A 25,377-nucleotide genomic window follows, 5' to 3' on the forward strand; every position below is an offset into this window, starting at 1 on the left:
CGTTTGCCGCTACTGCAAGACACCACCCATGCAGACTTATCTTAAAACGCTTTTGACACTGCTGATCAGTGCGTCCTTTGCCTGCACGGCGACTGCAAAGATTACCGATAACGCCGCCATGGATATCTCCTTTGTTCAGGAATCCACTGCCGCTATCTGGGGCTTGCACGATCTGACCATCACCCGCAGTGAACCGACAAATCAGATGGATATCTGTATTGCCTCCAGCAATCCCTACTTTGATGTGTCTCTTTCATCATCCAATGACTTTTTCCTGATGCCGGCCAGTCCAACAGCCTCCGGTCGGGTGATGTATACCGCCTCCGTGATTCAGAAATCCGGCGGCTACAAAGGTGACTGGGCGAATAAAGATTACGGCTATCATGCCTATGACAGCGGACAGTTTAAGGCTTTTGCCGATGTCGATGCCTGGCACTTCACCCCGGCAGAAGTGAATGGCAAGAAGTGTTCCGCTGATATGAGCAACTTCCGGATAGCCGTGGGCACCAATATTGGCTGGTACCCTATCGCCAGCGGCACCTACAGAGATGTGATTACAATTACCGTTGTTCCTCAATAAGAAGCAACGCCTTAACCGTTTATTGGTACACCATTTATCTGCAAACTATTTATTTGCAGATCCCTTATTTGCAAATCAAGGTCCCCAGCATCAGTACGCCTCGACGCTTTCGAGGCTGTTCTGGTCTGGGAACAGTGCAGGTCTGACCATTCGCTCTTTTAATCTCTAACTGTTTCACTGCCAGCTTGAGCCGAGCCTGAAAGACGCCATGGCTGTCGGTGATGGCCTGATCGTGGCTGTTTTCGATCACAGCATCGGCAAGAGCTTCTCCCTGTTTGTCCACCAGGCGTCCCAATACCGGCTCCAGAGCCGTAATCGTGAAGCCAAGTTTGGCGACATTACCCGGGTAAAGGGTTACCTCTTTTTCCCGCTCATCAAAATCCGCAAAACTATCGCCTGCCGGTTTAATGCCAATACGGTAGCTTCGATAAGGTGCCAGAATAACCGGTACAGTCTCACCCGCCTGACCTTGGGCCACACTCCGTCCATTAACAAGAATGGAGAAGGTACCAGACGAAGCCTCTGTTGCTCCCAGTTCGACCAGAATCGCACTGACACTTAACTGCCGTCCTCCCAAAGCCCACTCATCGGGATTGGCCAGTACACTGGTACTGAGATTGGCAACATAGGTGGTCACATTCTCACTATTGTCAGGCATGCTGCGGTTAACCGCAGCCCGACCCGCAGCCCAACGGCTGGCAAAACTGACATCCGCGCCAAGAGAAGCCTGCTCACGCTCTTTTTCTACAAAGCCTCCCGCAGAAAGATCCTGACCAGCCCACTGCAGATCCTGCCAGCGCGCACCGGCACGGGTCGCCAGCTCTATTTCACTCTGATTACCCTGCCGGTTTTCCTGACGATTCTGTTGCAGCGTCCATTCCCGGTTGCTGCTGCGACGGGTTAACGTGAGATTGACCAGAACCTGACTGGAACGTTCGCCATTACCAAAACTGCGGGAGGTTTCCAGGCCAAAGCGCAAGTCCAGCCAGGCATCTCGTATCAGCGACCAATCCATACGAAAATGGTCTGTTATCCGACTATTGGCGGCATTCTCATCCTTTTGCCAGTCTCGCCCAAGATCTACGGTCACTTGCCCCAGAACTGTCGCTGCGCTGACCTGACCATTGCGAAACCCGGTGCCGAGTATCTGCCCGTCAGTGCTATCTTCGCCTTGTGCAGAAAGCTCCCGATACAGTCCCTGCCATTGCACTGAGTGTTCAAACCACTCACTGCTGCCAAGCACATTGCCAAAAACACCCGATCGGTTATGTCGCGCCAGCATAACGCCAGCTGACCATTCAAACTCATCCCGGAGCTGAAGCACTTCAACCTCACCCAGAGCATCACTGTTCTCTACCGTGGCTGACACAGTTAAACCGGTAATATCATCAAGCAACCGACTGTAGCCACCACGAACGATCCAGCCTTTGCCGGTTCTCGGCCACCACTTCCCGGCAACATTATCCATAGGCCGCCCGACTTCCAGAAAATAGAGAGGGTCATCACTGCCCGGCAGGTTGTTACTTTTTACAAACAGCTGCTTCTTCTCTTCGAGCAGGCGAGCACCGTCGTAAATTTTAATGGTGAGGTTGTAGGCGCCCTGCGGAAAACCTCGGGTATCCAGCTGCTGTCGTCCGGCACTCAGAATACGGGCATCAATCAGTTTGTTGTCTTTGTAAATTTCTACCCGCCCCCGTGTTGGCAGATACACGGTAATCGGCGTGGTATTCAGGGCAAATTCGTTATTCATGGAATCCTGAGAATGGGCAATCCGAATACCTAAAAGCTGTGGGTCCGCAGAGAAGCTAAGACCAAAGCTGCTGCCATTAAATAAACCACCCACCAGTTCCTGCCCCTCCCAGTCACGCTCCACGAACAGGGACGTCACATTAAAGTGCTCGGATTTGTCATAACTCCAGTCTGAGAACAGATGACTTTCCCCCAGCGCCGCTACAGAACGTCCATACCAGGAGTAATGATCAGAAGAGTCTTTGGCCCGGGCACCGGAGAGGCTAAGGCTAAGCCCTTGAATCACAGAAACCCGATCGCTGGTCGGTTCACTGAGAAACCGTGCCTGCTCAAACGCTTTGAGCTTCAGCTGGGAAGGTGAAACAAACAGTGAGGCCCGGAAGTGCGTTGCATCGAAAATGGTGCCAATGGTCGAGGGTTCAAGAAAACCACAATCGAGACGTTCCAGCTTCTGCTTTTCGCTATGACAGATTTTCTCTTTATTGGCTGGCAACTGCTGGCTCAGAGCTTCAATAATGGCAGGCTCATCCACCAGCCCCGGAATCATCTTTGCAACCCGGGCAGGCTGTCGGAAGCGAATCCATTGAGAAGTAAACTCGGCAAGAGCCTGCCCACGCTGTCGCCCCCCATACCAGATATTGACCTGAGTGGTGCGTGGCGCATCGATATCCTCAAAGCCTTCCGGAATGTCATCATCTCCAGACGCAAGTGCACACACTACCAGCAGCAACGCGCTGATCAGCCAACTAAACACCTGAGGGTAATTATTGATTCGGCCTGACGTATCCATACGTGTTACTTGGTCTTATATTATTTTTATCGAGCCTGCACTGTGATTCTCAAACTGTCCTGATAGTGCCCACTCATGGCTTTTTGCGCCTCTTCTGCCGGCACAGTAATTTGCAGAGAAGCATTACTGCCTCCCCGGCAATCCCGGAATGATGAACCTGAATACAATCGGCTGGCCTGCCCTGGCTGCAGCGATTCTCCAATCTGACCACCTGACCGCCAGTGCACGTTATAGGGCAGCGTCTCATTATTTCCCCGGCTGCGTTTTAGAGCAAAAGAGCTGCCTTCCCCCTCGCCCTGCAGCCGTACCACATACTGCCCACCACCATTACGAAACAGGCAAAGGTCAGCCACGGCTACCGGAGATTGCTGGCCATCAAAACGAGGCAGGGTTAATTCGGAGTGGCTCAGGGAAGCTGCCACCTGATGAGCCACCCGCAACGTCACGGGAATCTCCGTCAGTACCGGGTCTAACCCCTGCACGTTCAGCTTCAGCTTGAGATTCTGTCGATAGGTTCCGCCGGGTATCAGCTCAAAAGATTTCGTCGGCAGCACACGAATCAGAAAGGCTCCCGTTTCGTTGCGGCAATGGCTGGTCAGGGCACTGCCTTCGGCCACAAGACTCTCCGGTCGCACCTCAGAGATCGGGCCACCGGTCTGTTGCTGCACCTGGAACTCAAAAGGCACATCGGTACTGCCGTGGCCGGAAGGTTTAAGCACCATTCCGCCATCAGGCATCTGCAGCTTTACACTCCACTCTCTCTCCAACTGCTCTGCCTGCTCCAGCCAGACACAGTAACGCTCAAAAACCGGGTTATCATTTTCAGCAGAAGAGAGATTGAGGGTAATGTGCTCTTCCCCGGATAACCGGATACGCGTTTCTGCCGCTGCGGTATAGGCAACGAAGAAAGACATGAACATCAAAATGAAGGTACGCAATCCTTTGCGCATAAGAACTTACAGTCCGATAAATGGAAACCTGACTGTAAGTGTAGGAGGACTGCTTGAATGCGCAGATCAGTGCGCGAAGAAAATCACCGACAGCAGAGTTTCATACTGACCACCCTTCGCTGTGGCCGTTTTCATATTGGTTGAAAACTCCAGCGAGGTGGTAGCGCTGCCCGCCGCGCACACATAACTGGGGTCTTTGGTGCTGATGGTGTAATCCTTGTCAGGCTTGACGTGTTTGGCCTTTTCCTTGCTGATTTCATCAACCATCTTCACGGTCAGTTCAAGCTTGGAGCCATCCTTATGTTTCAGGGCAAAGTGATTGGCATTGCCCTCAGCCTTAACCCGTAAGCCTGCCGTACCGGCATAGTTGGATTTCACGCAATAGCCTTTCACCTCACGGGCCTCACCATCGGCACTGTGGGCTTTCAGGATGACATCGCCCTGATCGACCTCCACAACAGAGATCTTTCTCTGCAGATCAAGAATGACCCGGACATTTTTATTAACAGAAAGCTCACCTTTATCTTCTGGGCCGAACTCAGTATATCCAGCCATAACCAGCGCACCTACGCTCAGCCCTGCCGTCAGTAGCACGACCAGCAGCCAGTTAAGAAGCTTGAAAGGGGAAGATACTCTGGAACTCATGTGAACAGCTCTCCAAGTTAGAACAGCCAGAGCCATGCAGGGCAAAGCACCAGACCTGAGATTTCTGTCCCTTGGATGCCCTTAGGGCGGTATTGTTCCCTGACGGTCAACAAAAATAACGCAGCTGTTACGACCGGTTAAACAAGATAGCAGTAGTTTCTTGAAGGCATAAAAAAACCGCCCGAAAAGGCGGTTCTTTGTTAACGCAGGGTAAGCGAAGGTAATGCTTACTGCTGAGTCTGCTGCTCAGCGGCACGCTGCAGAGCCTGAGCGTACAGGGCGTCGAAGTTAACCGGCGCCAGCATCAGGGCAGGGAAGCTGCCACGGGTTACCAGGCTGTCGATTGCTTCACGAGCGTAAGGGAACAGCAGGTTCGGGCAGAAAGCGCCCAGAGTGCGGTGCAGGTCTTCGGCTGGCAGGTTGCGAGCCAGGAAGATACCGGCCTGCTGAACTTCAGCAACGAAGGCAGTCTCTTCGCCGTGCATTACGGTCGCAGTCAGAGACAGAACCACTTCAAACATACCGTCTTCTTCCAGAGCGGTGTTAGTGGTGTTCAGGTCCAGCTTAACTTCAGGCTGCCACTGAGTCTTGAAGATCGCTGGCGCCTTTGGAGATTCAAAAGAGATATCCTTAACGTAGATACGCTGCAGTGCAAACTGTGGCTGTTGTTCCTGGGTTTGAGCTTCAGACATACTCGATTCCTTAACTAATTATTTTTTGCAGGTTACCCCTGCCGGATTTTGGAGGCTCAGAGCTGCAAGGCTCAGTGCTGTCCGGAAAGCAGCGCATCCAGCTTACCCTGGCTTTCCAGGGCATACAGGTCGTCGCAACCGCCAACGTGGGTCTTACCGATCCAGATCTGGGGTACAGAGGTTTTGCCGGCCTTTTCGGCCATCACCTTGCGTACATCAGGCTTGCCATCGACAGAAATGACCTTGGCCGGTACTTTCTTCTTGGCAAGGAGAGCGAGAGCCCGCTGACAGAAAGGGCAGTAGCTGGAGCTATAGACTACGACGTCCTGCATAACTGAATCCGTTTACTTGTTTTAATACAAATCAGCTTTTCACCAGAGGGAGGTTCTCTCCCTGCCAGGTGCTGATACCGCCACTCAACCGCACAACATTCTCAAAACCGGCATCTTTCAGTTGCTTACCGGCGGTGCCAGAGTGCTGGCCCATGGCATCCACAAGGATAATGGGGGCAGTCTTGTGCTTTTCCAACTCCCCAATGCGGCTTTGCAGACTCGCCAGTGGAATATTCAGGGAACCGGTAATGCTGCCTCGGCTGAAATCCTTCTTCTCACGCAGGTCAACTACCACGCCGTCTTCCTGGTTCATCAGACGTGTCAGCTCCTGGGTCGTTACACTCTGACCGCCTTTACGCATCTCGGTAAAGATCAGAGCCCCCAGAAGAACAGCGAAAGCGCCGGTCAGCAGCGGGTTGTTAACAATAAACTCTAAAAACTGTTCCATGTGGTTGTTCCGTATCAAACGTCAGGTCAGGCAACCGAACTGAAAATAAACTGCACGCAAGTATACAGACTGAAAAAACTATTTCATCCACCACCGTCAACAGCCCGCGACCATAAAATGATCTGCCTATTGCCATAGATCAAGGGTGAGCACAAAAATTAATCCGCTCTATTTCTGCTATAGCCCGCGTCGATGGTGTTAAAAACACTTACCCGCTAAAATTGCGCACTATGCTCCCTTACTCCCCTAGGAAATACCTCGACTCATGAGCAAGCGTAATACGACTGCCCTGATCATTCTTGATGGCTGGGGTCACCGTGAAGAAGCGGATTCTAACGCCATCCTCGCCGCCAAAACCCCTAACATGGATCGTATGTGGGCCAGCTACCCTCATGCTCTGATTTCCGGTTCCGGTGAAGATGTTGGTCTGCCTCACGGCCAGATGGGCAACAGTGAAGTCGGTCATATGAACCTCGGCGCCGGCCGTGTGGTTTACCAGGACCTGACCCGTATCGCCAAAGCGATTCGCGATGGCGAATTCCAGCAGAATCCTGAGCTGGTGAAATCTATTGATGCTGCCGTTGCCAATGGCAAGGCCGTACACCTGCTGGGCCTGCTCTCTCCGGGCGGTGTTCACTCCCACGAAGACCATATCAATGCCATGGTGGAAATGGCTGCAGCCCGCGGTGCCAAGGAAGTGTACGTTCACGCCTTCCTGGATGGCCGTGATATGCCTCCACGCAGCGCCCGTCCTTCTCTGGAAAAGACCGATGCTGTTCTGCACGATCTGGGTGTTGGCCGCATTGCTTCCATCATTGGCCGTTACTACGCCATGGACCGCGACAAGCGCTGGGACCGTGTGGAACTGGCCTGGGACCTGCTGACCGCCGGCAAGGGTGAATATGCTGCCCAGACCGCTGCCGAAGGTCTGGATGCTGCTTATGCCCGCGATGAAAACGATGAGTTCGTTAAGCCAACTATCATCGTTCCTCATGGTGGAGAGCCTGCCTACATCCGTGACGGCGACTCCGTCATCTTTATGAACTTCCGTGCTGACCGTGCTCGCCAGCTGGCAGGCGTGATCGCCAATAAAGATTTTGATGGCTTCGCCCTTAAGCAGCGGCCTGAGCTGGCTTCTTTCGTGATGCTGACCCGCTACGCGGACGATATTCCTGCGCCTAGCGCCTTCCCTCCTGCCGAGCTGGTAAACACCCTTGGCGAATATATGGAGAAGATGCAGAAGACCCAGCTGCGTATCGCCGAAACCGAGAAGTATGCGCACGTCACCTTTTTCTTCAGTGGCGGCCGTGAAGAGCCATGGACCGGTGAGCACCGTATTCTGGTGAACTCTCCAAAGGTGGCCACTTACGATCTGCAGCCAGAGATGAGCGCACCGGAAGTGACTGACAAGCTGATCTGCGCGATCGAAAGCGGCCAGTACGATCTGATCATCTGTAACTATGCCAACGGCGATATGGTTGGCCATACCGGTGATTTCGCCGCAGCCGTTCAGGCAGCAGAGTGTGTCGACACCTGCGTTGGTCGTGTGGTTGAAGCACTGCAGGCCGCTGGCGGCCAGTGCCTGATCACGGCTGACCACGGTAACGCCGAGCAGATGATGGACAACTCAACTGGTCAGGCTCATACCGCCCACACCTGTGAGCTGGTGCCTCTGATTTATGCAGGCCCACGCGACCTCAAACTGAACGATGGTGTTCTGTCTGATATCGCACCAACCCTGCTGACCCTGATGGATCTGCCACAACCTGAAGAGATGACGGGCAAGAGCCTGATTGGCTAATCCTTCTCATCCCACACTGTCTGGCTTATTTGATGAGCCAGACAGTCTTTTTCTGTCATTCTCACAACCCTGCTTTCGTCGTATAGTTCCCATTGTGAAATAAGCCGACTGACACATGCTCCAAAAGTGTCCAAACTGTTTATTTACGCATTTATTTATGGATGCCATCACGACTAACAGGGATATCATTGCCTCATATCTGCTCCACCAACCGTGTGGATGAAGAGATACAGGGCACTATGAACGCTATGCAGCAGACATTTCTCTCCCATAAACTCCGACGAACGGTGTTATCCGTCAGCACGGTCTTTGTGCTGGCACTGTCGGCAGGTTTACCGAATGCAGCCTGGTCCCAGGACGATTCGGAACGCCTGCAGAAAGTGACTAAGGATATTGAGCAACTGCAGTCTCTGTTGAATAAAATTCGCAAAGAACGCAGTGCCATTGAAACCCGGCTGGAACAGACTGAAAAAGAGATCAGTCAGGTACAGAGCAACCTCAGGAAGACGGAATCCGACCTGAAGGAGGCCAAAGCTGAAGAAAAAAAGCAGCAAGCCAGGCGCAGGGAAATAGCGCAGGAACTGGCGAACAGGCAACAGGAAGTTGCCCGGGTACTGAAAGCTGCTTATCTCGTCGGACAAAGCCCACGTCTGAAACTGGCTCTTAACCAGCAGGATCCGGCCAAAGCCAGCCGGATGATGGCTTATTACGATCACTTCTCCGATGCACAGGCGGAAAGCCTGCGTGAGCTGAATGAAGCGGATCGTAAGATGGCGCATGTCGAACAACAGCTGGCCATTATCAGTGAGCGCATCCGCGACAAACATGAGCGCTTATCCAGCCAGGCCAAAAAGCTCAAAACCACCCAGACCACCCGAACACAGACACTGGCGCAGCTGAACAATAAAGCGTCCAGTGGCAGCACACGTCTGAACCGTCTGCAGAAAGAACAGAAAGAGCTGGAGCAGCTGCTGTCTTCTATTATTGCCATTGCCGACGTGACCGAGATCGACAAACCGTTCAGCAAATCCCGTGGTCAGCTGCGCTGGCCGCTCAAAGGAAAGGTTCTGCACAAGTATGGCGACACCCGGGACAGCACTCACCTGACCTGGAATGGTATTTTTATCAAAGCCAACTCCGGTTCTGCGGTGACTGCCCCTCATCATGGCCGTGTCGTATTTTCCAACTGGATGAAGAGCTTTGGTCAGCTGCTGATCATTGATCACGGCAGCGGTTACATGACGCTGTACGCCCATAACCAGGAACTGCTGAAAGCCGAGGGTGACTGGGTATTACCGGGTGAGCGGATTGCCCTGGCCGGTAACAGTGGCGGCCAGCCTCAGACCGGACTCTATTTTGAAGTCCGCCACAAGGGTCGCCCGGCCAACCCCATGGCCTGGCTGGGACGCGGTTAACCCTTCCGGTTATTGCCAATACTGTTGGCAAGTCTGTTGGTAGCATCCCTTTCAAAGCTCGGGATATACTGGATCAATAACAAAGATTTTCGGGAATCGTTTGCAGCAGGAGCAATACATGCCCATCCGCCTTACATTTTTACCTTCCGCGCTGGTGGCCTCTTGCTCCCTGGTAACGGCTCTTGCCTTCACATTTTCCGGTTCTGTTAATGCTTCCGAGCCCAAGGCTGAACCGGCCCAAAAGCCTGCCGTCACTCAGGAAAAAGGTCGTCTGCCACTGGATGACCTGCGCGCCTTCACCGAAGTGCTGCAACGTATCAAGAGCGATTACGTTGAACCAATTGATGACAAAACCCTTCTGGAAAATGCCATCCGCGGCATGCTCGATAATCTGGATCCGCATTCTGCCTATCTGCAGAAAGAGGATTACCAGTCCCTGGAAGAGAGTACGTCAGGCGAGTTCGGTGGTCTTGGGATTGAAGTTGGTGGTGAAGATGGCCTGATCAAGGTTATCACTCCGATTGATGGCACACCGGCACAGAAAGCCGGCGTGAAAGCGGGCGACCTGATTATCAAACTCGATGACACCCCGATTCGTGGCCTTGGCTTGAAAAAGTCTGTTGAGCTGATGCGTGGTAAGACCGGCGAACCTATCACCCTGACCATTATCCGTGAAGGTGCCAGCAAGCCGCTGGAAATCACCGTGGTGCGCGACATTATCAAGGTCGATAGCGTACGCCACAAAATGCTGGATAAAGGCCTTGGCTATATCCGTATCAGCCAGTTCCAGGTGGATACAGGCAAAGAAGTGCTGGATGCCATCAACAGCATGCGCAAGGAAGAGCAGCTGAGTGGTGTGGTGCTCGACCTGCGTAACAACCCCGGCGGCGTATTGCAGGCGGCGGTAGATGTCTCCGATCTGTTCCTGAAGGATGGCCTGATTGTTTACACCAAGGGCCGTATTCCGAACTCCAATATGAGCTACAGCGCAACTGCTGCAGATCCATCAAGTGGTATTCCGCTGGTGGTATTGATCAATGGCGGTTCTGCATCCGCATCCGAGATTGTGGCTGGCGCCCTGCAAGACCATCGTCGTGCGATCGTGATTGGCACCAAGAGCTTTGGTAAGGGCTCCGTGCAAACCGTTCAGGGCCTGCGCAGTGATGGCGAACGTGGTCTGAAACTGACGACAGCGCTCTATTACACGCCAAGCGGACGCTCCATTCAGGCCGAAGGCATTATGCCGGATATCACTGTTGCCGATGCCAATGTCACCCGCACCAAAGAATCCACTGGTGGCTATCGTGAAGCGGATCTGAAAAACCATCTGGATAAAAACGCCCAGATGACTTCGGAGTCCGGCTCGGAAGGCAGCAACAACGCAGAAGCCGATGCCGCACTGGATGCCAGTGACTATCAGCTTTATCAGGCTCTGAACATTCTCAAAAGCCTGCACCTTTCCCGACAGCCGGGGTCAGGCCAGAGCATATCCCTGCCAGCCAAGAACGGCTAATCCCCTCACGCGATAACGGACAGCTCAGCTGTCCGTTTTGTTATGTATTCCCCCGCAGAAAAACGACAGGCTGCCGTCTTATTTACGGCACGTTATGGTCTGCTATCTAATTATTAATTGGAGGGGGAGAGTTCCATGTTTCCAAAAACACTATTTTCCTCTGGGAACACCCAGTCCTACTCTCTGCTTCCTCCCTGGAGTGCTGACCTAACAGCACCTGTCACACCAGCCGTGCAAACCTTGCCCAGCACGCCGGTTCGTAAGCGCAAAGTCACCCACAGTACACAAACCGTACAAACGGCAACGCACCATACCCAAACACCGCCGGAAGACCTGCCAAGCCATCCCAAGCGCATACGTGTAAAGGATAAGAAAGTACGCTTTGCCGATGAACAGGAAACGAAGCCAGTCAGTAGTCCTGAAGTAACTGAGAGCCCAAAAGCACCGGTAAAGCCCGGATTTAAAATAGGCAAGAAGCGCACCTACACCCGCGTTAGGCTGGAGCCTTTTCAGCCCTCAACAACTCCTGTAATCACTCCACAGAGTAAGGCCATTGGCATCAACACCGGTGAATTTGAGCAACAACTGCACAAGCTTATTTGTGAAGACACCGGCACTTTCTCTTTAACGGCTTACCAGTTGAAGTGTGGTCACTCGATTGCCCAGCCCCCTTTCTCATGGACGCAACCATCCAAAGGTAAAGGCCGAAAGAAAACACCTTTAGACAGCATCTCCTGCCCTCATCAGGATTGTGGTGAAAGCAGTTCTAAGTCCCAGGCTCGTAAAGGGACACTCAACAAGCAGATCAGGGCACAGGTAAGGGAGGTGTTTAATCCTCGCCCTCAACCCGGCAGCCTCTCTTCCGGTGAAGCCGATGTACTCTTTGAGGAAGTCTGCAAACGGATTGATTCATTTCTGCGCCCACGCCAATCAGGAAGTTGCAGTACTAACCGCAGGATTGCTGAGGAGCAGATCCACAGGGCAACAAAGTCCGTCAGCAGTTATCTGGAATGGTGGAACAAAGGGCAGCCTACTGTTACCCCACCATCACAAGCATCAACTTCAGCGCCTATCAGCTCTTCTCGTAAGACAACCGCTTCGGCACTTCACCCCCGAGGTATGACCCGGAGAGTCAAACGCAAAGCGCGTATTTATATGAAGTGCCCTTATGCGATCAACACCACGATAAGAAGCCACTCTCTCGGTCTTCCGGGGCCTTACAGCAAATCTGGCAGGCTGGTACTCACCCATAACGTTCCCCGTGATCAGACCTACTTCCATACAGGAATGGCAACACGCTTTGTGGAATATCTTCCCGACATCCCTAAAGGTCAGGCTCTGGCTACAGAGCTGGAAGATGCCACCCAGAAAGGTGTTCGCTTTCTGGCAACACCAGACCCGGACAAACCTGACACCCGGAAGCTAAGCTGGAACCCGGCGATTCCTGTTCACGATGATAAAGACAGGGAGTACCCGGTGGACGGACTTCGCAAGCTGGAAGCCGCGCTGGATAAAATTCTTTATGAATAGGAAAGTGCCGCTTTCCGTGCGAAGCTTCGCCTTATCCACAAAGCTAAATATCAAGAACAGGCCACAGAACAAATCATGAAAAAAATTTGTGTGTTTCTGGGCGCCAAGCCCGGCACTGATCCTGCCATCCAGCAGGCCGCTCTCGATCTGGCTGATGAGCTGGTCAAACAGAACAAGACTCTGGTTTATGGCGGCAGCAGCACCGGTTTAATGGGCGTGCTGGCCAACCGCGTACTTGAGCAGGATGGTGAAGTGATTGGCATCATTCCCGAGAAGCTGGTGCAGATGGAAGTCGCTCATCAGGGGCTGACCAAACTGATTCATGTTGAGAGCATGTCCAGCCGTAAGGATGAGCTGATGGCGGAGGCTGATGGCTTTATCGCTCTGCCCGGGGGCATGGGCACGCTGGATGAACTGTTTGAAGCCCTGACCGGTGCCCAGCTCAGGCTGCATAAAAAGCCGGTCGGTCTGCTGAATATTAACGGCTACTACGATCACCTGCTGGCCTTTCTGAAGCACGCTTCCAGCAAAGGACTGATTTCACCGGAGCATCTGGAGCTGCTGATCGTGGCTGAAACACCCGCAGACTTACTGGCCCGCATGGAGCAATAGATTCAGATCTGGCAGCTACTCTAAAAGGTATCGCCAAATTCAGGGATGAAGTGTGCGTTGCCATCGCTGCAGCAAGCCGGTTACCAGCCAGTTTGTCCGGGCCTTCGACAAGGTCTGGCATCGGGAGTGCTTTGTCTGCGCCGGCTGCAAGAAGCCCGTAGCCGGCCAGTATATCCGCCGCAAAGGTCAGCCCTGGCACACAGCCTGTTTCCGCAAAGCCTTTATCCCGGATTGTGTGGTCTGTCAGAAGCCCCTCTCAAACCAATACCTTCAGGATTACTGGGGCAATAAATACTGTATTACTCATCGCTCCTACGCTTCCTGTACCAGCTGCAGCCGTATAGTTTGCGGACCAGTCACCGGTGGCGGCATGCGCTTTCCGGACGGGCTCACCATCTGCAATCTGTGTACAGTCTCGGGTGTAAGCACGCCCGGTCGTGTGCAGCAACTGGCCTTGGAAATGCGCTCGGTATTGCGCTCTCTGGGGTTAAATCTTTATGAGGCGGAAACTCCGGTCAGGCTGGCCGACAGGGATGAACTGCACAGCAACAGCCGCCATGATAACCATGACGAACATCCCCTACTGGGGCTGGCCATCTGGAGTACAACCTATGTGGGCAAACGCATAGTCGGCCGACAGTTCAAAGAGATTCTGATACAGACCAATCTACCCGAAGAGCATTTCCGTACCGTACTTATTCATGAACTCACCCATGCCTGGTTTTTCTATAACAATCCCAAGGGTGGTGCCATCCCGCTACAGGTGGAAGAAGGCATCTGTGTGCTGGTCGAATATTTGTGGCTGAAAAGCCAGAAGACCGAAGATGCCCGTTATCGCAGAGCCATGATCGAACGCTGCAAAGATCCGATTTATGGAGAAGGCTTCCAGAAAGCTCTGAAAGCCAAACAACTGCTGAAACTCTCATCCCTGTGCCGCTATATTCTCGAGAATAAGAAATTCCCTTCCCGGCTGGCGGCTTTCTTTTACGATTAATGATGCTGCTTTTTAGGTTTGATTCTGCCAACAGGAAGAGGCTGGCCGGTTTTCCCGTCAATCACTACTTTGCCTTTGCGATCATGATTTAGCACTTCGGTTTCATAAACATACTGTCCCTGCTCTTCATCCAGTTCGATCTCGGTGACATAACGACCGAATTTACTCTCTGCCATCTTCCAGGCATCCAGCAATGTCACCAGACCGGAGAGTTCCTGCTTGGTAGCTGGCAGCTCTCTCTCAAGAGGTTTGCTCTTCTGTTTGGTCACGGTTCCAGTCGCTGCATCAACTTCAACATCCAGAACCTTTTGGGCTGAAATTTGAAGAATCTCGTAGTCGTAAAACAACTTGCCCTGATTCACCTCAGCATCAAAGCTGATCAGAAAGCCGGGGTAGTTTTTCAGCAGCTGCTCGGCAACCATTCGTCCGCTTTTCCCGGCTCCAACCATGGCGTTATAAAGTTCACCTTTATCTTCATCGCTCCAGGCGGGAACGGCACTCATGCATGCTACTGCCAACGTAACAAACAGAGCCTGTACAACAGCGAGCAGTCGGTCTTTCATGGGTATCGCCTTTTGGGTAAAAAACCGGAATACTGGAGTCTATGCCAAGGTCTGTTACCCGCAAGTTGAGCGCAACTCTCTCATGCCCTCATTTGTCCGGGGCGCCTGTGACAATAACTGATAACCAAGCAGCATCAGGAACACCAATATATGTCCAGCAGCCTGCCTTTGATTCTCTATATTCATGGTTTCAACAGCTCACCTCAGTCCCGCAAATGTCAGGAGCTTGGTGAGTATCTCAAGACCCAGAAAATCCCTTGTGATTATGTGGTTCCCGAGTTGGACCAGTGGCCCGGAGAGAATGCGCAAATGCTGTATGCACTGGCCAGCGAAGCCTTGGCCAGTCGCCCGGTTTATATTATTGGCAGCTCTCTCGGAGGGTATTACGCCACCTGGCTGATGGAGCGACTGCTGGAAGATAACCCGCACTACCCGGTCAAACTGGTGCCTATCAATCCGGCCGTTAAGCCTTACGAGCTGTTTGAAGACTATCTGGGCCCCCAGAAGAATTACTACAACGGCACAGAATACGAACTGACCCACGAACATATCGAGCAGCTCAAGCATCTTGAGGTTCCAGCCCTTCACCGCCCTGACAATATCCTGCTGCTGGCTCAGACCGGCGATGAAACTCTGGACTACCGCAAAGCGGTAGTGCGTTACCAGGACTGTCCTCAAAGAATCGATGAAGGGGGAGACCATGGTTTTCAGGGTTTTGAAGAGACGATTCCCGTTATCCTGAGCTTTTTCAGCCCGTTGCTGATACCGAAAATTTGATAGAGAGCTAGAGATACAGGCTTCGCTTCCTATACTCCCTTTAAGAAGGAGAGAAGACCAAGGGAGCAGGGAATGCCGGCTTTAACCCCCAATACACTCAACGGAATGTCTCTGAATACGGTGGTACAACATTTAGCTGCCGGTATGGAGGGGTTTTCCTATCACGATAGCCAGCTCTGTTTTATGGGCAAGCCGGTGAGTGTGTCGGAAGATGGAGCGTTACAAATTGCTAACGATCAGACTCCCCCTTCCTCTGCCGGTAAATCTCTGCTTGAACGCATGATTTCCCTCAATCCGGCAATCGGAAGTCGTATTGCCAACTCGTTCACCGAAGCCGAGCATCGTGTCGCCCATCAGATGGTTCTGGAGCTGGGCACTGGAGCCCTTGAAGCGACCAATGAATGGAGTCTGAAAAAAGCGATTTTGATGGAACTGGCAGAAACTGACCCTTTTTTCGCATCCAGGTCTCTGTGGGATTTTCAGGAGCAGGAGAAAGACGATGAGGTGAAGTTTGCCTTTGCCAGCCGCCTGCAAAAGCACCTTAATGAACATGTTCATCCTGACAGGCTTGCCTTTTCCGATCCTGATTTTGCTTTCCGCCTGCTGGAAGAAAAACTCGAAAATGCCACCTCGCACACAGGATTTATGCAACGAACCGAAAATCTGGCTGACTACGGCGTGTATGTTATGGCTGATCCTGAAAGCATGGATAATGATCGTGCCGCCTACTGTGCAAAGCTGTCAAAATGGCTGGATAAAAAAGCACCGAAATACCACGACGCCATACAGCCGCTGATTGATTCCCTCAATAAAGAGAACACCCCTGTCAGCCAGCGCGATGAGATGATGGGTTCGCGCATCATGTATCTGATTGCCGCTCTCTCGTCCGATAAAGCAACAGCGGATGTTCAAACCCTGACGCCTTTTATCAAAGCTATTTTTCATACCCGCAATCGCAAAAATCTCGATTACCTTCTTCCGGGTCTGGTGGAGCTGTCGCGCAGCCCCACCAACCTTCAACAACTCGTCAGCCAGGACAGAAAAGGCGGCGAACAATTCCTGCTCTCCGGTCTCTCTCTGCTCAGCTTCCATCCCGATATGATTAACGAAGAGCAGTTCAAAACGCTGTTCACCACCATGCATAAGGGAGGTGCCACCAAGCGCGTCCTGAAAGACGCAAAAGTCTTCACCAATTGGATGGACACCCTTGAGCGGCTTAAGCTCAACAAAGAACTTCCTCCTGCAACCAAATATGCCGTGCTGGATGCCCTGCTGACTGACCCGAAAAAACTCAACACCAACCTTTCAGCCCTTAAAGTTCTATTGGCTGGCAAGCCTGATGTGCTTAATCAGAAAGTGGAAAGCGGTGAACCCATTAACTTCAAGGCGGAGCTGGACCAGATCATCCGCGATGAGTTCGGTGATCCCGCCAATCCAGATCAATCCACACCAGAAATGGAGTGGATTCATAAAAGCAAAAACCCTCACCTTGTTCCCCTCTATCTTGTTGGGCTTCGCACCTGTGGTGATTCACAATCGGCCCGTATGGAGCAGATGTTCAGGGATTTTGTGACTGCTGCAGCCAATGGCAATTACCAGACATTTCGCCATGACGCATCAGAAAATCCCCATCTGCAAATTGTCCATCAAAGGAAACCGGAACTCGCAACGGGGGTCTGCAACAAGTTTTCGACCTTCAGCGAAAACATCACCAGCCGCCTCAAAAACGGTGAAACCATTGAGTTTACAGAAGATGCCCAGGACCTGTTCCTAAGCGGTTATGATCTTTATACCTGCCAGTCTCCTGATGGCAGCCCACGCCACAACAAAGCGCTGCTGAGTTATCTGGTCAATGGTCACAATGCGATGGTTGCCATTAAAGGTAACAACGGTCAGATCAAAGCTCGGATGATGGTCAGGGTACTGCTGGCCACACCAGCGGGCTATCAAGCCTACCGACCAGTACTGGTATGCGAGCCACCCTACCCTGTGGAAGGCTCCGAAGAATTCAAACAGCTTATGAAGGATGCCGCTCTGGAAATATCCAAACAGACCGATCTCTCTCTCATGGAAGAAGACCGTAAGTTGGGCGGAAGGTTTATGGTTTTGGTTGAAACCTATCCCGGCAAAGCCCCTTACGAATATAGTGATTTGAGAAGCGGCTTAACCGAAGCCAGAAATTCGAGATTCAACGCCAGACTGGTGAAATAAACCAAAAAGTTCACAAATTTGGATAATCATCCTTAATCTTCGTCAGTATTGTGTGCCTAAAACAGGGTTATTCCTCCCTCTCTTTTGAACAAAACCCCCAAACCGTTTTACACTTGTCCGATTCTTGAATTCGCTACGACCCAGCTTCACGAAGGGAAACATGCAGACTGAATATACTGCCGAAGCCATAGAGGTACTGTCCGGCCTCGACCCGGTGCGCAAGCGCCCGGGGATGTACACAGACACCACCCGCCCGAATCATCTGGCGCAGGAGGTTATTGATAACAGTGTCGACGAGGCACTGGCCGGGCATGCCTCCGAGGTCAAGGTTATTCTGCACCCTGACAACTCGCTGGAAGTGATTGACGATGGCCGGGGCATGCCGGTGGATATCCATCCACAGCATAAAGTCTCCGGTGTTGAGCTGATCCTCACCCGCCTGCATGCCGGTGGTAAGTTCTCCAACAAAAACTATCAGTTCTCCGGTGGTCTGCACGGGGTGGGTATTTCCGTTGTAAACGCGCTTTCTACCAAGGTGGATGTCAAGATTCGCCGTGGCGGGCAGGTTTACCACATCAGCTTCGCCGATGGTTACAAAGCCTCCGAACTGGAAGTGATTGATACCTGCGGCAAGCGTAATACCGGTACGACCGTACGTTTCTGGCCGGATGCCAAGTACTTCGACTCTGCCAAGTTCTCCGTGCCACGCATGAAGCACATTCTGCGTGCCAAGGCTGTTCTCTGCCCGGGCCTGAAGGTGACCTTCCAGGAGATCGGTGGCGAGACTGAAACCTGGCATTACGAGAATGGCCTGCAGGATTATCTCGAAGGTGCTGTTCAAGGCTACGAGCTGCTGCCTCCTAATGCCTTCACTGGCGCACTGGCCGGTGAGAAGGAAGCTGTCGACTGGGCGGTTATCTGGCTGCCAGAAGGCGGCGAACTGATTACCGAATCCTACGTTAACCTGATTCCAACAGCCCAGGGCGGCACCCATGTAAACGGTCTGCGTACTGGTCTGCTGGAAGCCATGCGTGAATTCTGTGAGTTCCGTAACCTCTTGCCTCGTGGCGTGAAGCTGGCTCCAGACGATATCTGGGAACGCTGTGCCTATGTGCTGTCTGCCAAGATGGCTGACCCGCAGTTCTCAGGCCAGACCAAGGAACGTCTCTCTTCGCGGGAGTGTGCCGCCTTTGTTTCCGGCGTCGTGAAGGATGCTTTCAGCCTGTGGCTGAACCAGCATACCGATCAGGCAGAAGCTCTGGCTGACCTGTGCATATCAACTGCCCAGCGTCGTATGCGTAAGGCGAAGAAGGTTGTCCGTAAGAAGGTCACCCAAGGCCCAGCCCTTCCCGGCAAACTGGCAGACTGTTCCAGCCAGGATCTGAATATGACCGAGATCTTCCTGGTAGAAGGTGACTCTGCCGGCGGTTCCGCCAAACAGGCTCGCGACCGTGAACATCAGGCAATCATGCCGCTGCGCGGTAAGATCCTGAACACTTGGGAAGTGGACTCTTCCGAAGTGCTGGCCTCACAGGAAATCCATGATATTTCTGTAGCTCTGGGTGTTGATCCAGGCTCCGACGACCTAAGCGGTCTGCGTTACGGTAAGGTTTGCATCCTGGCGGATGCAGACTCGGACGGTCTGCACATCGCCACTCTGCTCTGCGCTCTGTTCGTTCAGCACTTCACAACGCTGGTAAAAGAAGGCCACGTTTATGTAGCCATGCCACCACTCTACCGAATTGATATCGGTAAAGAGGTTTACTACGCACTGGATGAAGGCGAAAAAAACGGCATCCTCGATCGCATTCAGGCCGAGAAGAAAAAGGGCAAGGTCAACGTTCAGCGCTTTAAGGGTCTGGGTGAGATGAACCCACTGCAACTGCGTGAGACCACCATGGCAGCCGACACCCGCCGTCTGGTTCAGTTAACGATTGATGATGCACTGATTACTCGCCAGACGCTGGATATGATGCTGGCGAAGAAGCGGGCATCGGATCGTAAGCAGTGGTTGGAGACTAAGGGTAACCTCATCGAAATTTCTTAAGCTTAATTTTCTGATCTGTCCCTTGTGAGAGAGCCGGCTCACTAAAAGCCGGTTCTTTTATTTTAGACACATCCTTTTCGTAAAAAATCCACCCATCGAAACACCATTCCCACAACAGCCATGGTCACAACAATCGCTGCTCCGCCGGGCAAGTCATAGTGATGAGCAATTATTAACCCACTGAAAACCGCCAGCGTGCCAACCAGGTATCCACCTGCTATCGCTTTCCAGCCTCGTAAAGCGGCTACGGCAATAGCTGGCATAATCAGCATACTGAAGACCAGATAAATACCCACTAGCTGTACGCTTAGCGTAATCATCACGGCAAACAACGGATAGAAAAATGCCCCTGATAAAACAGCAGGTCTGAACATCACAACCAGAAGAAAGAGAACACTTACTAGGCATGCCCAGATCAGATCAGCCCAGGTTAGCCAGAGGATATGGCCGCCCAATGTTTTGAGAATATGTTCCGCGCCATGGGGATTATTCGCCAGCATCAAAGTAATGGCTGATGCAGCAAGAACATAGAGACAGCCAATCACTGCCTCGAGTTCTTTCTCTATAAACCTGGCCAAAAAGGCAATCAGCCCAGCCGCTCCCAGGGAGAAAGCGAACGGCATCAACATGTTCAACAACAATGACCAATCCATCATAAGATAGAGTTCCGTCATGCCGTGTTCATGATATTCGTGGGCATGATGATGCGAGCCATACCCACCATCTATCACTCCTGAAAATTGCGTAGCGACTATCGCTCCCATTGCTGCGATCTGGGCGATAGCAAGGTCCATAAAAACGATGCCACGCTTCAGAACTTGCCGCCCCAGCAAGAAGTGTGTTGAAAGAACAAGAATGCCGGCAGCGCACGCCGGCAAGAATAGTGAAATGATATCGAGATCAATCATTGTCAGCTCGATGATCCAGTCACCGTTTTCAACAGAGTTTGAATCAAACTGCCGTAAAGACCGGTCAGATCATGACTATCCTCATTACCACCAACCGACATCGGCAGCTCAACGTTCGGGACACCCAGCTTCTTACTCAGCCAATCCGCCCCTTGCGCATTTTGGTAAGAAGCATATATAACCCCATCGACCTGAAGACTTTGACTCTTTTGCAGTAATGACGCCAGATGCCTGCTGGAAGGTGGTACACCGGGTTTTGGCTCGAGGTCTCCCACCGTATTAATCCCCAACCAGTTCAGCAAATAATCAAAATTACTGTGGTAGGCAATCAGGTTAAGTCCCTTTAACGGTTCAGCCTGCTTCTCCCATGTTTCGATTTGCGCCTGCCATCTGTCAGCAAAAGCGCTCTGGTTATCTCGATAGATTTTCGCGGACGCAGGATCCAGGTTTGCCATGCGTTCAGCCAACGCTTTGGAGATATCGAGGATACGATAGGGATCCAGATGGAGATGGGGATTACCATCTTCGTGAATATCACCAGCTAATGGGCCAGTACTTTCAGCCTTGTCTATGGTCTCCACGTAATCTGCAGCAAAAAAAAGGCCTTCATCCCGACTCTGTACCTTGCGATTGCCTGACTTCTGCTGAAGAACTGGCAACCAGCCTACTTCCAGCTCAGCTCCGGAACAAACGACTAGATCAGCCTTTCTCATTTTGGAAATCAAACCAGGGCGCGGTTGAACCTGATGCGGATCCTGTTGCGCTGTTGTCGCAGAGTAAACGACAGACCTTGGTGACAACTCTTGTGCCAGAGCCGCCCATTCAGGCTCACAGGCAAAGACTCGAAGGTCCGCCTGCGCCTGAATAGAACCTGCCAGCAATACCGCTGCAAAGCCAAGGCGGGATGTCTCCCTAAAAACCCAATTAGAAGCTATGCGCATCATGGTCTCCAAGGGACATGGTAAATTGCAGAGTCAGCATGTCACCGGCGATATTCGGCAGGTCATCACCCGACTGGTGCGTGTACTGCAACTTGACGGTCATGGCATGAGAGCGAGTCCAGCCAAGAACCACATCGGTTTCCTTTAGCGTCTGTTCATGGAAATGGTCGCCATGGGCTTCGTAACCTTCCACTTCGCCGTAACGAACACCGGCAAACCATTCCGGAGACATTTGATATACACCACTCAGGTAGAAGCCTTCATGGTTTTCATCATTTTTGATGGTCTGGCTAATATTTTTTGAGATCAGGTATTCACCCGACAAGGTCAGGCTTTGGTATTTGTAGTTACCGCCGGGAGCCCATTTCCAGACAGCCTCAGCAAGGTAAGTGTCTTTACCAGTGTAGGCTGCGCCATGGGAATGGTTGTGATCATCATGGCCGGCATGTTCATGATGCCCTTCGTCTTCATGCCCATGCTCCTCATGGTCTCCATGTTCGTCATGATGCTCATGATCTTCATGCTCTTCTTCATCATGATCCAGCTCAGAGACTCCTGCACCATTGCGGTTGCGAAGATAACTCAGCCCAAGTTGCCAGCTGTTCTCTTCATCAAAGTCACCACCGATTTTGGTAAATGCTGTATACACCCCGACAGACTCAGGATCAGTAATGCCGACCGCACGCATTTTCTTACCGCGGAAGGCTTCTGCCCCAAGAACCCAATAAATATCGGTTGGCATCACGTAGCTCAGCCGTGCGCCGTCATCGTAGTAATGATCTCCCAACATACCGCGATACACTGCCGGGCGGCTGCTGAAGGAGTCAGCGTGAGCATGCTGCCCGTTTAGATAGCCAACATCAGAAAGGAAGCGGCCAGCTCTCAGGCTAAAGCCGTCCGGAAGGGCCAGAGTCTGGATGAATGCTTCTTCTGTCTCATACTCAATCTTGCTGCCATGCTCATGCAGCGTGCCCATATACTTTCCATAAAAGTAATCACCCAGTGTAGAGCTGAGGCCAAGTTCGATATGGCCTATGCCCCATCCCTTATTCCGCTCGCTTAAAGCACTTTTTTCAGTTGTGTATTGGCCATCAAGAATCAGACTGAGCTTGGGGTCGAAGAAATCGGTTGATGACGCTGTTGCCAGCATTGGCGCCGCACTACAGACGAGAGCGATCAATGATTTTCTGGGTAGAACAACTTTGGACAAAACGGGCCCCCTGAGAAACGTTACTGCCGCGTAATACCAGCCCACGTCCCGTGCTGGTAGCAGCGCTATGCAGCTCTTATTTATGTTATAAAGTAACAAAATCGCCGAGATGTTATGTTATAACGGTTCACACATCAAGATGTATGTATACATCACAACAACAGTGCGCTTGATATCTCACTCAACTTTGTGACCTGATACAGTTCAAGGGGTACCGGCATGAGGCTCAATCGGTGAAGTAAACGAGTTCGCTTGTCTATTGCATCTGGAAAAAGCGAAAAATACTTAAATATATAGAGGTCTCAATTAGAGGCCGAACAGCAGTAACAGAAACAAGAGATTACCTAATGAGTCCTGGCCATAAACGAATCAGCGCCGTTCCAACCAATATCATCACTGGATTTTTAGGGGCCGGAAAAACAACAGCGATCATGCATTTAATGCGCAACAAGCCAGAACACGAACGCTGGGCTGTTCTGGTCAATGAATTTGGCGAGATCGGTGTAGATGGCAGTTTGATGCAAGGGCAGCACGGCGAGGAGCAACGTATTTTTGTTCGTGAAGTTCCCGGCGGCTGCATGTGCTGCGCGGCGGGTCTCCCTATGCAAATCGCCTTAAATCAATTGCTGGAAACGGCAAAGCCCGATCGTTTACTTATTGAACCAACAGGGCTTGGTCATCCCAAAGAAGTGCTGCAGGTGCTCTCATCTGAGTTTTATCGAGAAGCGTTGTCACTACAGAAGACTCTCACCCTCGTAGATGCCCGTAAGCTATCGGATGAACGCTATACCCGTCATGACACCTTCAATCAGCAGATTGCCATCGCAGATATCGTTATTGGCAACAAGCAGGATTTATATCAGGACGGTGATCAGGAAAGATTAACGGCCTATGTAGAGCAACATGGCCGCCCTGATGCTCAAGTGTTGTTCACTGAGCAGGGCGCTATCGCCTCGAATCTTTTGCAGGGGACAGCTGCATCCTTATCACTACCCTCAGAACATCACCACACGCACAAAAGTCCGGTAAGAGAGCTGGCAACCAATATTCCTATCCCTGAATGTGGTTTTATCAAGGCAGAGAATGAGGGAGAAGGTTTTCGCAGTGTTGGCTGGCGCTTTGTACCCGACAAGGTTTTTAACCGGCAAAAGCTGCTGGCCTTTTTAACCGGTCTTCATGTTGAGAGAATGAAAGCCGTGTTTATATCAGATGTAGGCGTCTTGGCTTACAACCTGACACCCGATGGGTTAACCGAGATAGAGTTGGATGATTGCATGGAAAGCCGCATTGAAATGATCTCCGATCATCTCGATCCTTCCTGGGAGCAGCAGTTATTAGCGTGTTTGGTCTGATACATTGAATACATAGCAAAAGAGCGGCACCGGCCGCTCTTTTGCTTCTTAGATAAAAAGCATCAAGATCAATAAAGATCCCAATCCCTGTGCAACCAGGCTATCTCCTTCTTCATCAGCTGGTGCATAGGTGTCGCCTTCACTCTGGCTCTAGTGTTGTTTGTTAATCCCTCGCGAGAAAAATCCTTATCCCGGAAGCTGATAAATGCCTGATCATCAAAGGCCACGTCAGAGTCAGGCATCACACCTGGCCGAACACCGGCATCCTTCAGGCGGGCTTGCAGCTGCATAACGAATCCGGCTTTGGCCTTAAGCAGGTCAGGATGATCCGCCGGTGGCGTATAGAGTGTGAACTGCCCCCCTTCGGTCACTCTTTTCCCTTCAAAGTCCATTTCCATATCACGCTCTTTATGCATTCTGTACACCTTTTCAATATCGGTGACTTTGAATTCATGAAATGGATTTTCAGAGGACAGAATCAAGCTACTAACAGCATTCCAGGCTTTCTCCAGATCATCCTTGTGGACATTAAGGCGAAGATTTTTGCTTCCCTCCCATTCAGGAACATGTCTCTGGATTTCACCCCTCAAAGTAATAGTACTGTCGCGGGTGAAGTGAATAAAAGAATCATTCCACCCGGAACGTACCCTATAGTCCTTTGTTAATTCTTTCGGGGCGATACCGACTTGCTCAAACAACGCTTTATAAGAGCAGGCATCAGGCTGAGATTCTGATTTCTTGAAAAGATCTTTCGGAGTCAGGCTTTTTTCGGTCGTCTCACGAGTGGCAGGAGGCGTTTCACGCTGTCTGGCTGCCGCTCTTTCTTCCTGCTGGCGGGCATAGATTTCGTCTTGTTCTGCAAAAAAGTCGGTGAGGGATCGAACGGAAACAACATCATCTTCGTCAAAGCTTTCATCGCCGATTATGAAGTTATCAGATAAAGAATAGAGAGGTTCAATATTCTCAAGAACCGCATCATAGTCAGCGCCATAAGCTGAAAGATCGAGACCTTCTTTACCTTTAGAGGTCATACCACGAAGTAAATGATCAGCCCGACTGGCATTGTATTCAGAGAGAGGCTTGGAGGCAGGTTTATTGTCCTCGGCACGAGGAAATAAACTCATATTCATTGGCTGGTCGTCAATGCTCCAGGGGCCGTGCTTTCTGGACGCTTCTGCCTTACGTGGAACCATGAGTTTTGCCGCTAAGCCCTGAGCACCTGTGCTTAAACCATCAAGATACATAGTCATTCCTCCCTGATTGAATACCGAATCCATCCTCCCTTGAGGTTAAAAAAGTATGCCTTGGTTAAATAAA

General features: G+C 51.6%; 22 protein-coding genes. 11 read left to right on the forward strand and 11 right to left on the reverse strand.

The window, feature by feature from the left end:
* Positions 1-28: 28 nt before the first annotated feature.
* On the forward strand, positions 29-580 hold the full coding sequence (locus EHSB41UT_RS05265) for a hypothetical protein (RefSeq protein ID WP_087107523.1): 552 nt from the start codon (positions 29-31) through the stop codon (positions 578-580).
* Between the two features lie 64 nt (positions 581-644).
* Here EHSB41UT_RS05265 and EHSB41UT_RS05270 read toward each other — a convergent pair whose 3' ends face one another.
* The 6 genes from EHSB41UT_RS05270 to EHSB41UT_RS05295 form a co-directional block, all read right to left on the reverse strand.
* On the reverse strand, positions 645-3,119 hold the full coding sequence (locus EHSB41UT_RS05270) for a TcfC E-set like domain-containing protein (RefSeq protein ID WP_087107524.1): 2,475 nt from the start codon (positions 3,117-3,119) through the stop codon (positions 645-647).
* Positions 3,120-3,145: 26 nt separating this feature from the next.
* Positions 3,146-4,069, reverse strand: coding sequence for a hypothetical protein (locus EHSB41UT_RS05275; RefSeq protein ID WP_087107526.1), 924 nt, complete (start codon positions 4,067-4,069; stop codon positions 3,146-3,148).
* 66 nt (positions 4,070-4,135) lie between these two features.
* Positions 4,136-4,714, reverse strand: coding sequence for a hypothetical protein (locus EHSB41UT_RS05280; RefSeq protein WP_087107528.1), 579 nt, complete (start codon positions 4,712-4,714; stop codon positions 4,136-4,138).
* Between the two features lie 227 nt (positions 4,715-4,941).
* The gene (secB, locus tag EHSB41UT_RS05285) at positions 4,942-5,406 is read right to left on the reverse strand and encodes a protein-export chaperone SecB (protein ID WP_087107530.1); all 465 of its coding nucleotides are present in this window, start codon (positions 5,404-5,406) and stop codon (positions 4,942-4,944) included.
* A gap of 71 nt (positions 5,407-5,477) precedes the next feature.
* Positions 5,478-5,738, reverse strand: a complete 261-nt coding sequence (gene grxC, locus EHSB41UT_RS05290; protein ID WP_087107532.1) for a glutaredoxin 3 — start codon at positions 5,736-5,738, stop codon at positions 5,478-5,480.
* A gap of 31 nt (positions 5,739-5,769) precedes the next feature.
* Positions 5,770-6,186 carry a rhodanese-like domain-containing protein gene (locus tag EHSB41UT_RS05295; RefSeq protein WP_087107533.1) on the reverse strand — a complete coding sequence of 139 codons (417 nt, stop codon included), beginning with the start codon at positions 6,184-6,186 and terminating at the stop codon, positions 5,770-5,772.
* A 265-nt stretch (positions 6,187-6,451) separates the two neighbouring features.
* Between EHSB41UT_RS05295 and gpmI the strand changes: the two genes are divergently transcribed.
* The 6 genes from gpmI (at position 6,452) to EHSB41UT_RS05325 (ending at position 14,051) form a co-directional block, all read left to right on the forward strand.
* Positions 6,452-7,987, forward strand: a complete 1,536-nt coding sequence (gene gpmI / locus EHSB41UT_RS05300; RefSeq protein WP_087107535.1) for a 2,3-bisphosphoglycerate-independent phosphoglycerate mutase — start codon at positions 6,452-6,454, stop codon at positions 7,985-7,987.
* 188 nt (positions 7,988-8,175) lie between these two features.
* Complete coding sequence (locus EHSB41UT_RS05305; RefSeq protein WP_165767157.1) at positions 8,176-9,402, forward strand: murein hydrolase activator EnvC family protein; 1,227 nt, start codon at positions 8,176-8,178, stop codon at positions 9,400-9,402.
* Between the two features lie 118 nt (positions 9,403-9,520).
* Complete coding sequence (locus EHSB41UT_RS05310) at positions 9,521-10,915, forward strand: S41 family peptidase (RefSeq protein ID WP_087107539.1); 1,395 nt, start codon at positions 9,521-9,523, stop codon at positions 10,913-10,915.
* Positions 10,916-11,050: 135 nt separating this feature from the next.
* Positions 11,051-12,445 (forward strand): hypothetical protein, encoded by a 1,395-nt coding sequence (locus tag EHSB41UT_RS05315; protein ID WP_133060404.1) that lies wholly within the window; start codon positions 11,051-11,053, stop codon positions 12,443-12,445.
* Positions 12,446-12,520: 75 nt separating this feature from the next.
* Entirely contained in the window at positions 12,521-13,057 is a 537-nt protein-coding gene (locus EHSB41UT_RS05320; protein ID WP_087107543.1) for an LOG family protein, read from the forward strand.
* 52 nt (positions 13,058-13,109) lie between these two features.
* The gene (locus EHSB41UT_RS05325) at positions 13,110-14,051 is read left to right on the forward strand and encodes a protein DA1 (protein ID WP_087107545.1); all 942 of its coding nucleotides are present in this window, start codon (positions 13,110-13,112) and stop codon (positions 14,049-14,051) included.
* On the opposite strand, the gene EHSB41UT_RS05330 is transcribed toward EHSB41UT_RS05325, so the two are convergent.
* A complete protein-coding gene (locus EHSB41UT_RS05330) occupies positions 14,048-14,614 on the reverse strand; it encodes a PepSY domain-containing protein (RefSeq protein WP_087107547.1) in 567 nt (188 codons plus the stop codon). The two genes, EHSB41UT_RS05325 and EHSB41UT_RS05330, sit on opposite strands and share 4 nt — an antisense overlap.
* A gap of 150 nt (positions 14,615-14,764) precedes the next feature.
* Between EHSB41UT_RS05330 and EHSB41UT_RS05335 the strand changes: the two genes are divergently transcribed.
* The 3 genes from EHSB41UT_RS05335 to parE all read left to right on the forward strand — a co-directional run bounded on the left by EHSB41UT_RS05335 (position 14,765) and on the right by parE (position 19,649).
* Positions 14,765-15,391 carry a YqiA/YcfP family alpha/beta fold hydrolase gene (locus EHSB41UT_RS05335; RefSeq protein ID WP_207626562.1) on the forward strand — a complete coding sequence of 209 codons (627 nt, stop codon included), beginning with the start codon at positions 14,765-14,767 and terminating at the stop codon, positions 15,389-15,391.
* A gap of 72 nt (positions 15,392-15,463) precedes the next feature.
* Positions 15,464-17,602 (forward strand): hypothetical protein, encoded by a 2,139-nt coding sequence (locus EHSB41UT_RS05340; RefSeq protein WP_133060405.1) that lies wholly within the window; start codon positions 15,464-15,466, stop codon positions 17,600-17,602.
* A gap of 160 nt (positions 17,603-17,762) precedes the next feature.
* Positions 17,763-19,649, forward strand: coding sequence for a DNA topoisomerase IV subunit B (gene parE, locus EHSB41UT_RS05345; RefSeq protein WP_087107551.1), 1,887 nt, complete (start codon positions 17,763-17,765; stop codon positions 19,647-19,649).
* 62 nt (positions 19,650-19,711) lie between these two features.
* On the opposite strand, the gene EHSB41UT_RS05350 is transcribed toward parE, so the two are convergent.
* From EHSB41UT_RS05350 to EHSB41UT_RS05360, 3 genes are read right to left on the reverse strand one after another with little or no spacing between them, the layout of a single operon-like run.
* On the reverse strand, positions 19,712-20,557 hold the full coding sequence (locus EHSB41UT_RS05350; RefSeq protein WP_087107553.1) for a metal ABC transporter permease: 846 nt from the start codon (positions 20,555-20,557) through the stop codon (positions 19,712-19,714).
* 2 nt (positions 20,558-20,559) lie between these two features.
* Positions 20,560-21,501: a metal ABC transporter solute-binding protein, Zn/Mn family gene (locus EHSB41UT_RS05355; protein WP_207626563.1), complete on the reverse strand. Its 942-nt coding sequence runs from the start codon at positions 21,499-21,501 to the stop codon at positions 20,560-20,562.
* On the reverse strand, positions 21,482-22,708 hold the full coding sequence (locus tag EHSB41UT_RS05360) for a hypothetical protein (RefSeq protein WP_242667240.1): 1,227 nt from the start codon (positions 22,706-22,708) through the stop codon (positions 21,482-21,484). The genes EHSB41UT_RS05355 and EHSB41UT_RS05360 overlap by 20 nt, the downstream gene beginning before the upstream one ends.
* A gap of 347 nt (positions 22,709-23,055) precedes the next feature.
* Between EHSB41UT_RS05360 and EHSB41UT_RS05365 the strand changes: the two genes are divergently transcribed.
* The gene (locus tag EHSB41UT_RS05365) at positions 23,056-24,060 is read left to right on the forward strand and encodes a CobW family GTP-binding protein (RefSeq protein ID WP_087107557.1); all 1,005 of its coding nucleotides are present in this window, start codon (positions 23,056-23,058) and stop codon (positions 24,058-24,060) included.
* 68 nt (positions 24,061-24,128) lie between these two features.
* Here the strand turns inward: EHSB41UT_RS05365 and EHSB41UT_RS05370 are convergent, their stop codons facing one another.
* Positions 24,129-25,310 carry a hypothetical protein gene (locus tag EHSB41UT_RS05370; protein WP_207626564.1) on the reverse strand — a complete coding sequence of 394 codons (1,182 nt, stop codon included), beginning with the start codon at positions 25,308-25,310 and terminating at the stop codon, positions 24,129-24,131.
* Between the last annotated feature and the right edge of the window lie 67 nt (positions 25,311-25,377).

The organism is Parendozoicomonas haliclonae (assembly GCF_900174585.1).
Classification (GTDB): Bacteria; Pseudomonadota; Gammaproteobacteria; order Pseudomonadales; family Endozoicomonadaceae; genus Sansalvadorimonas; species Sansalvadorimonas haliclonae.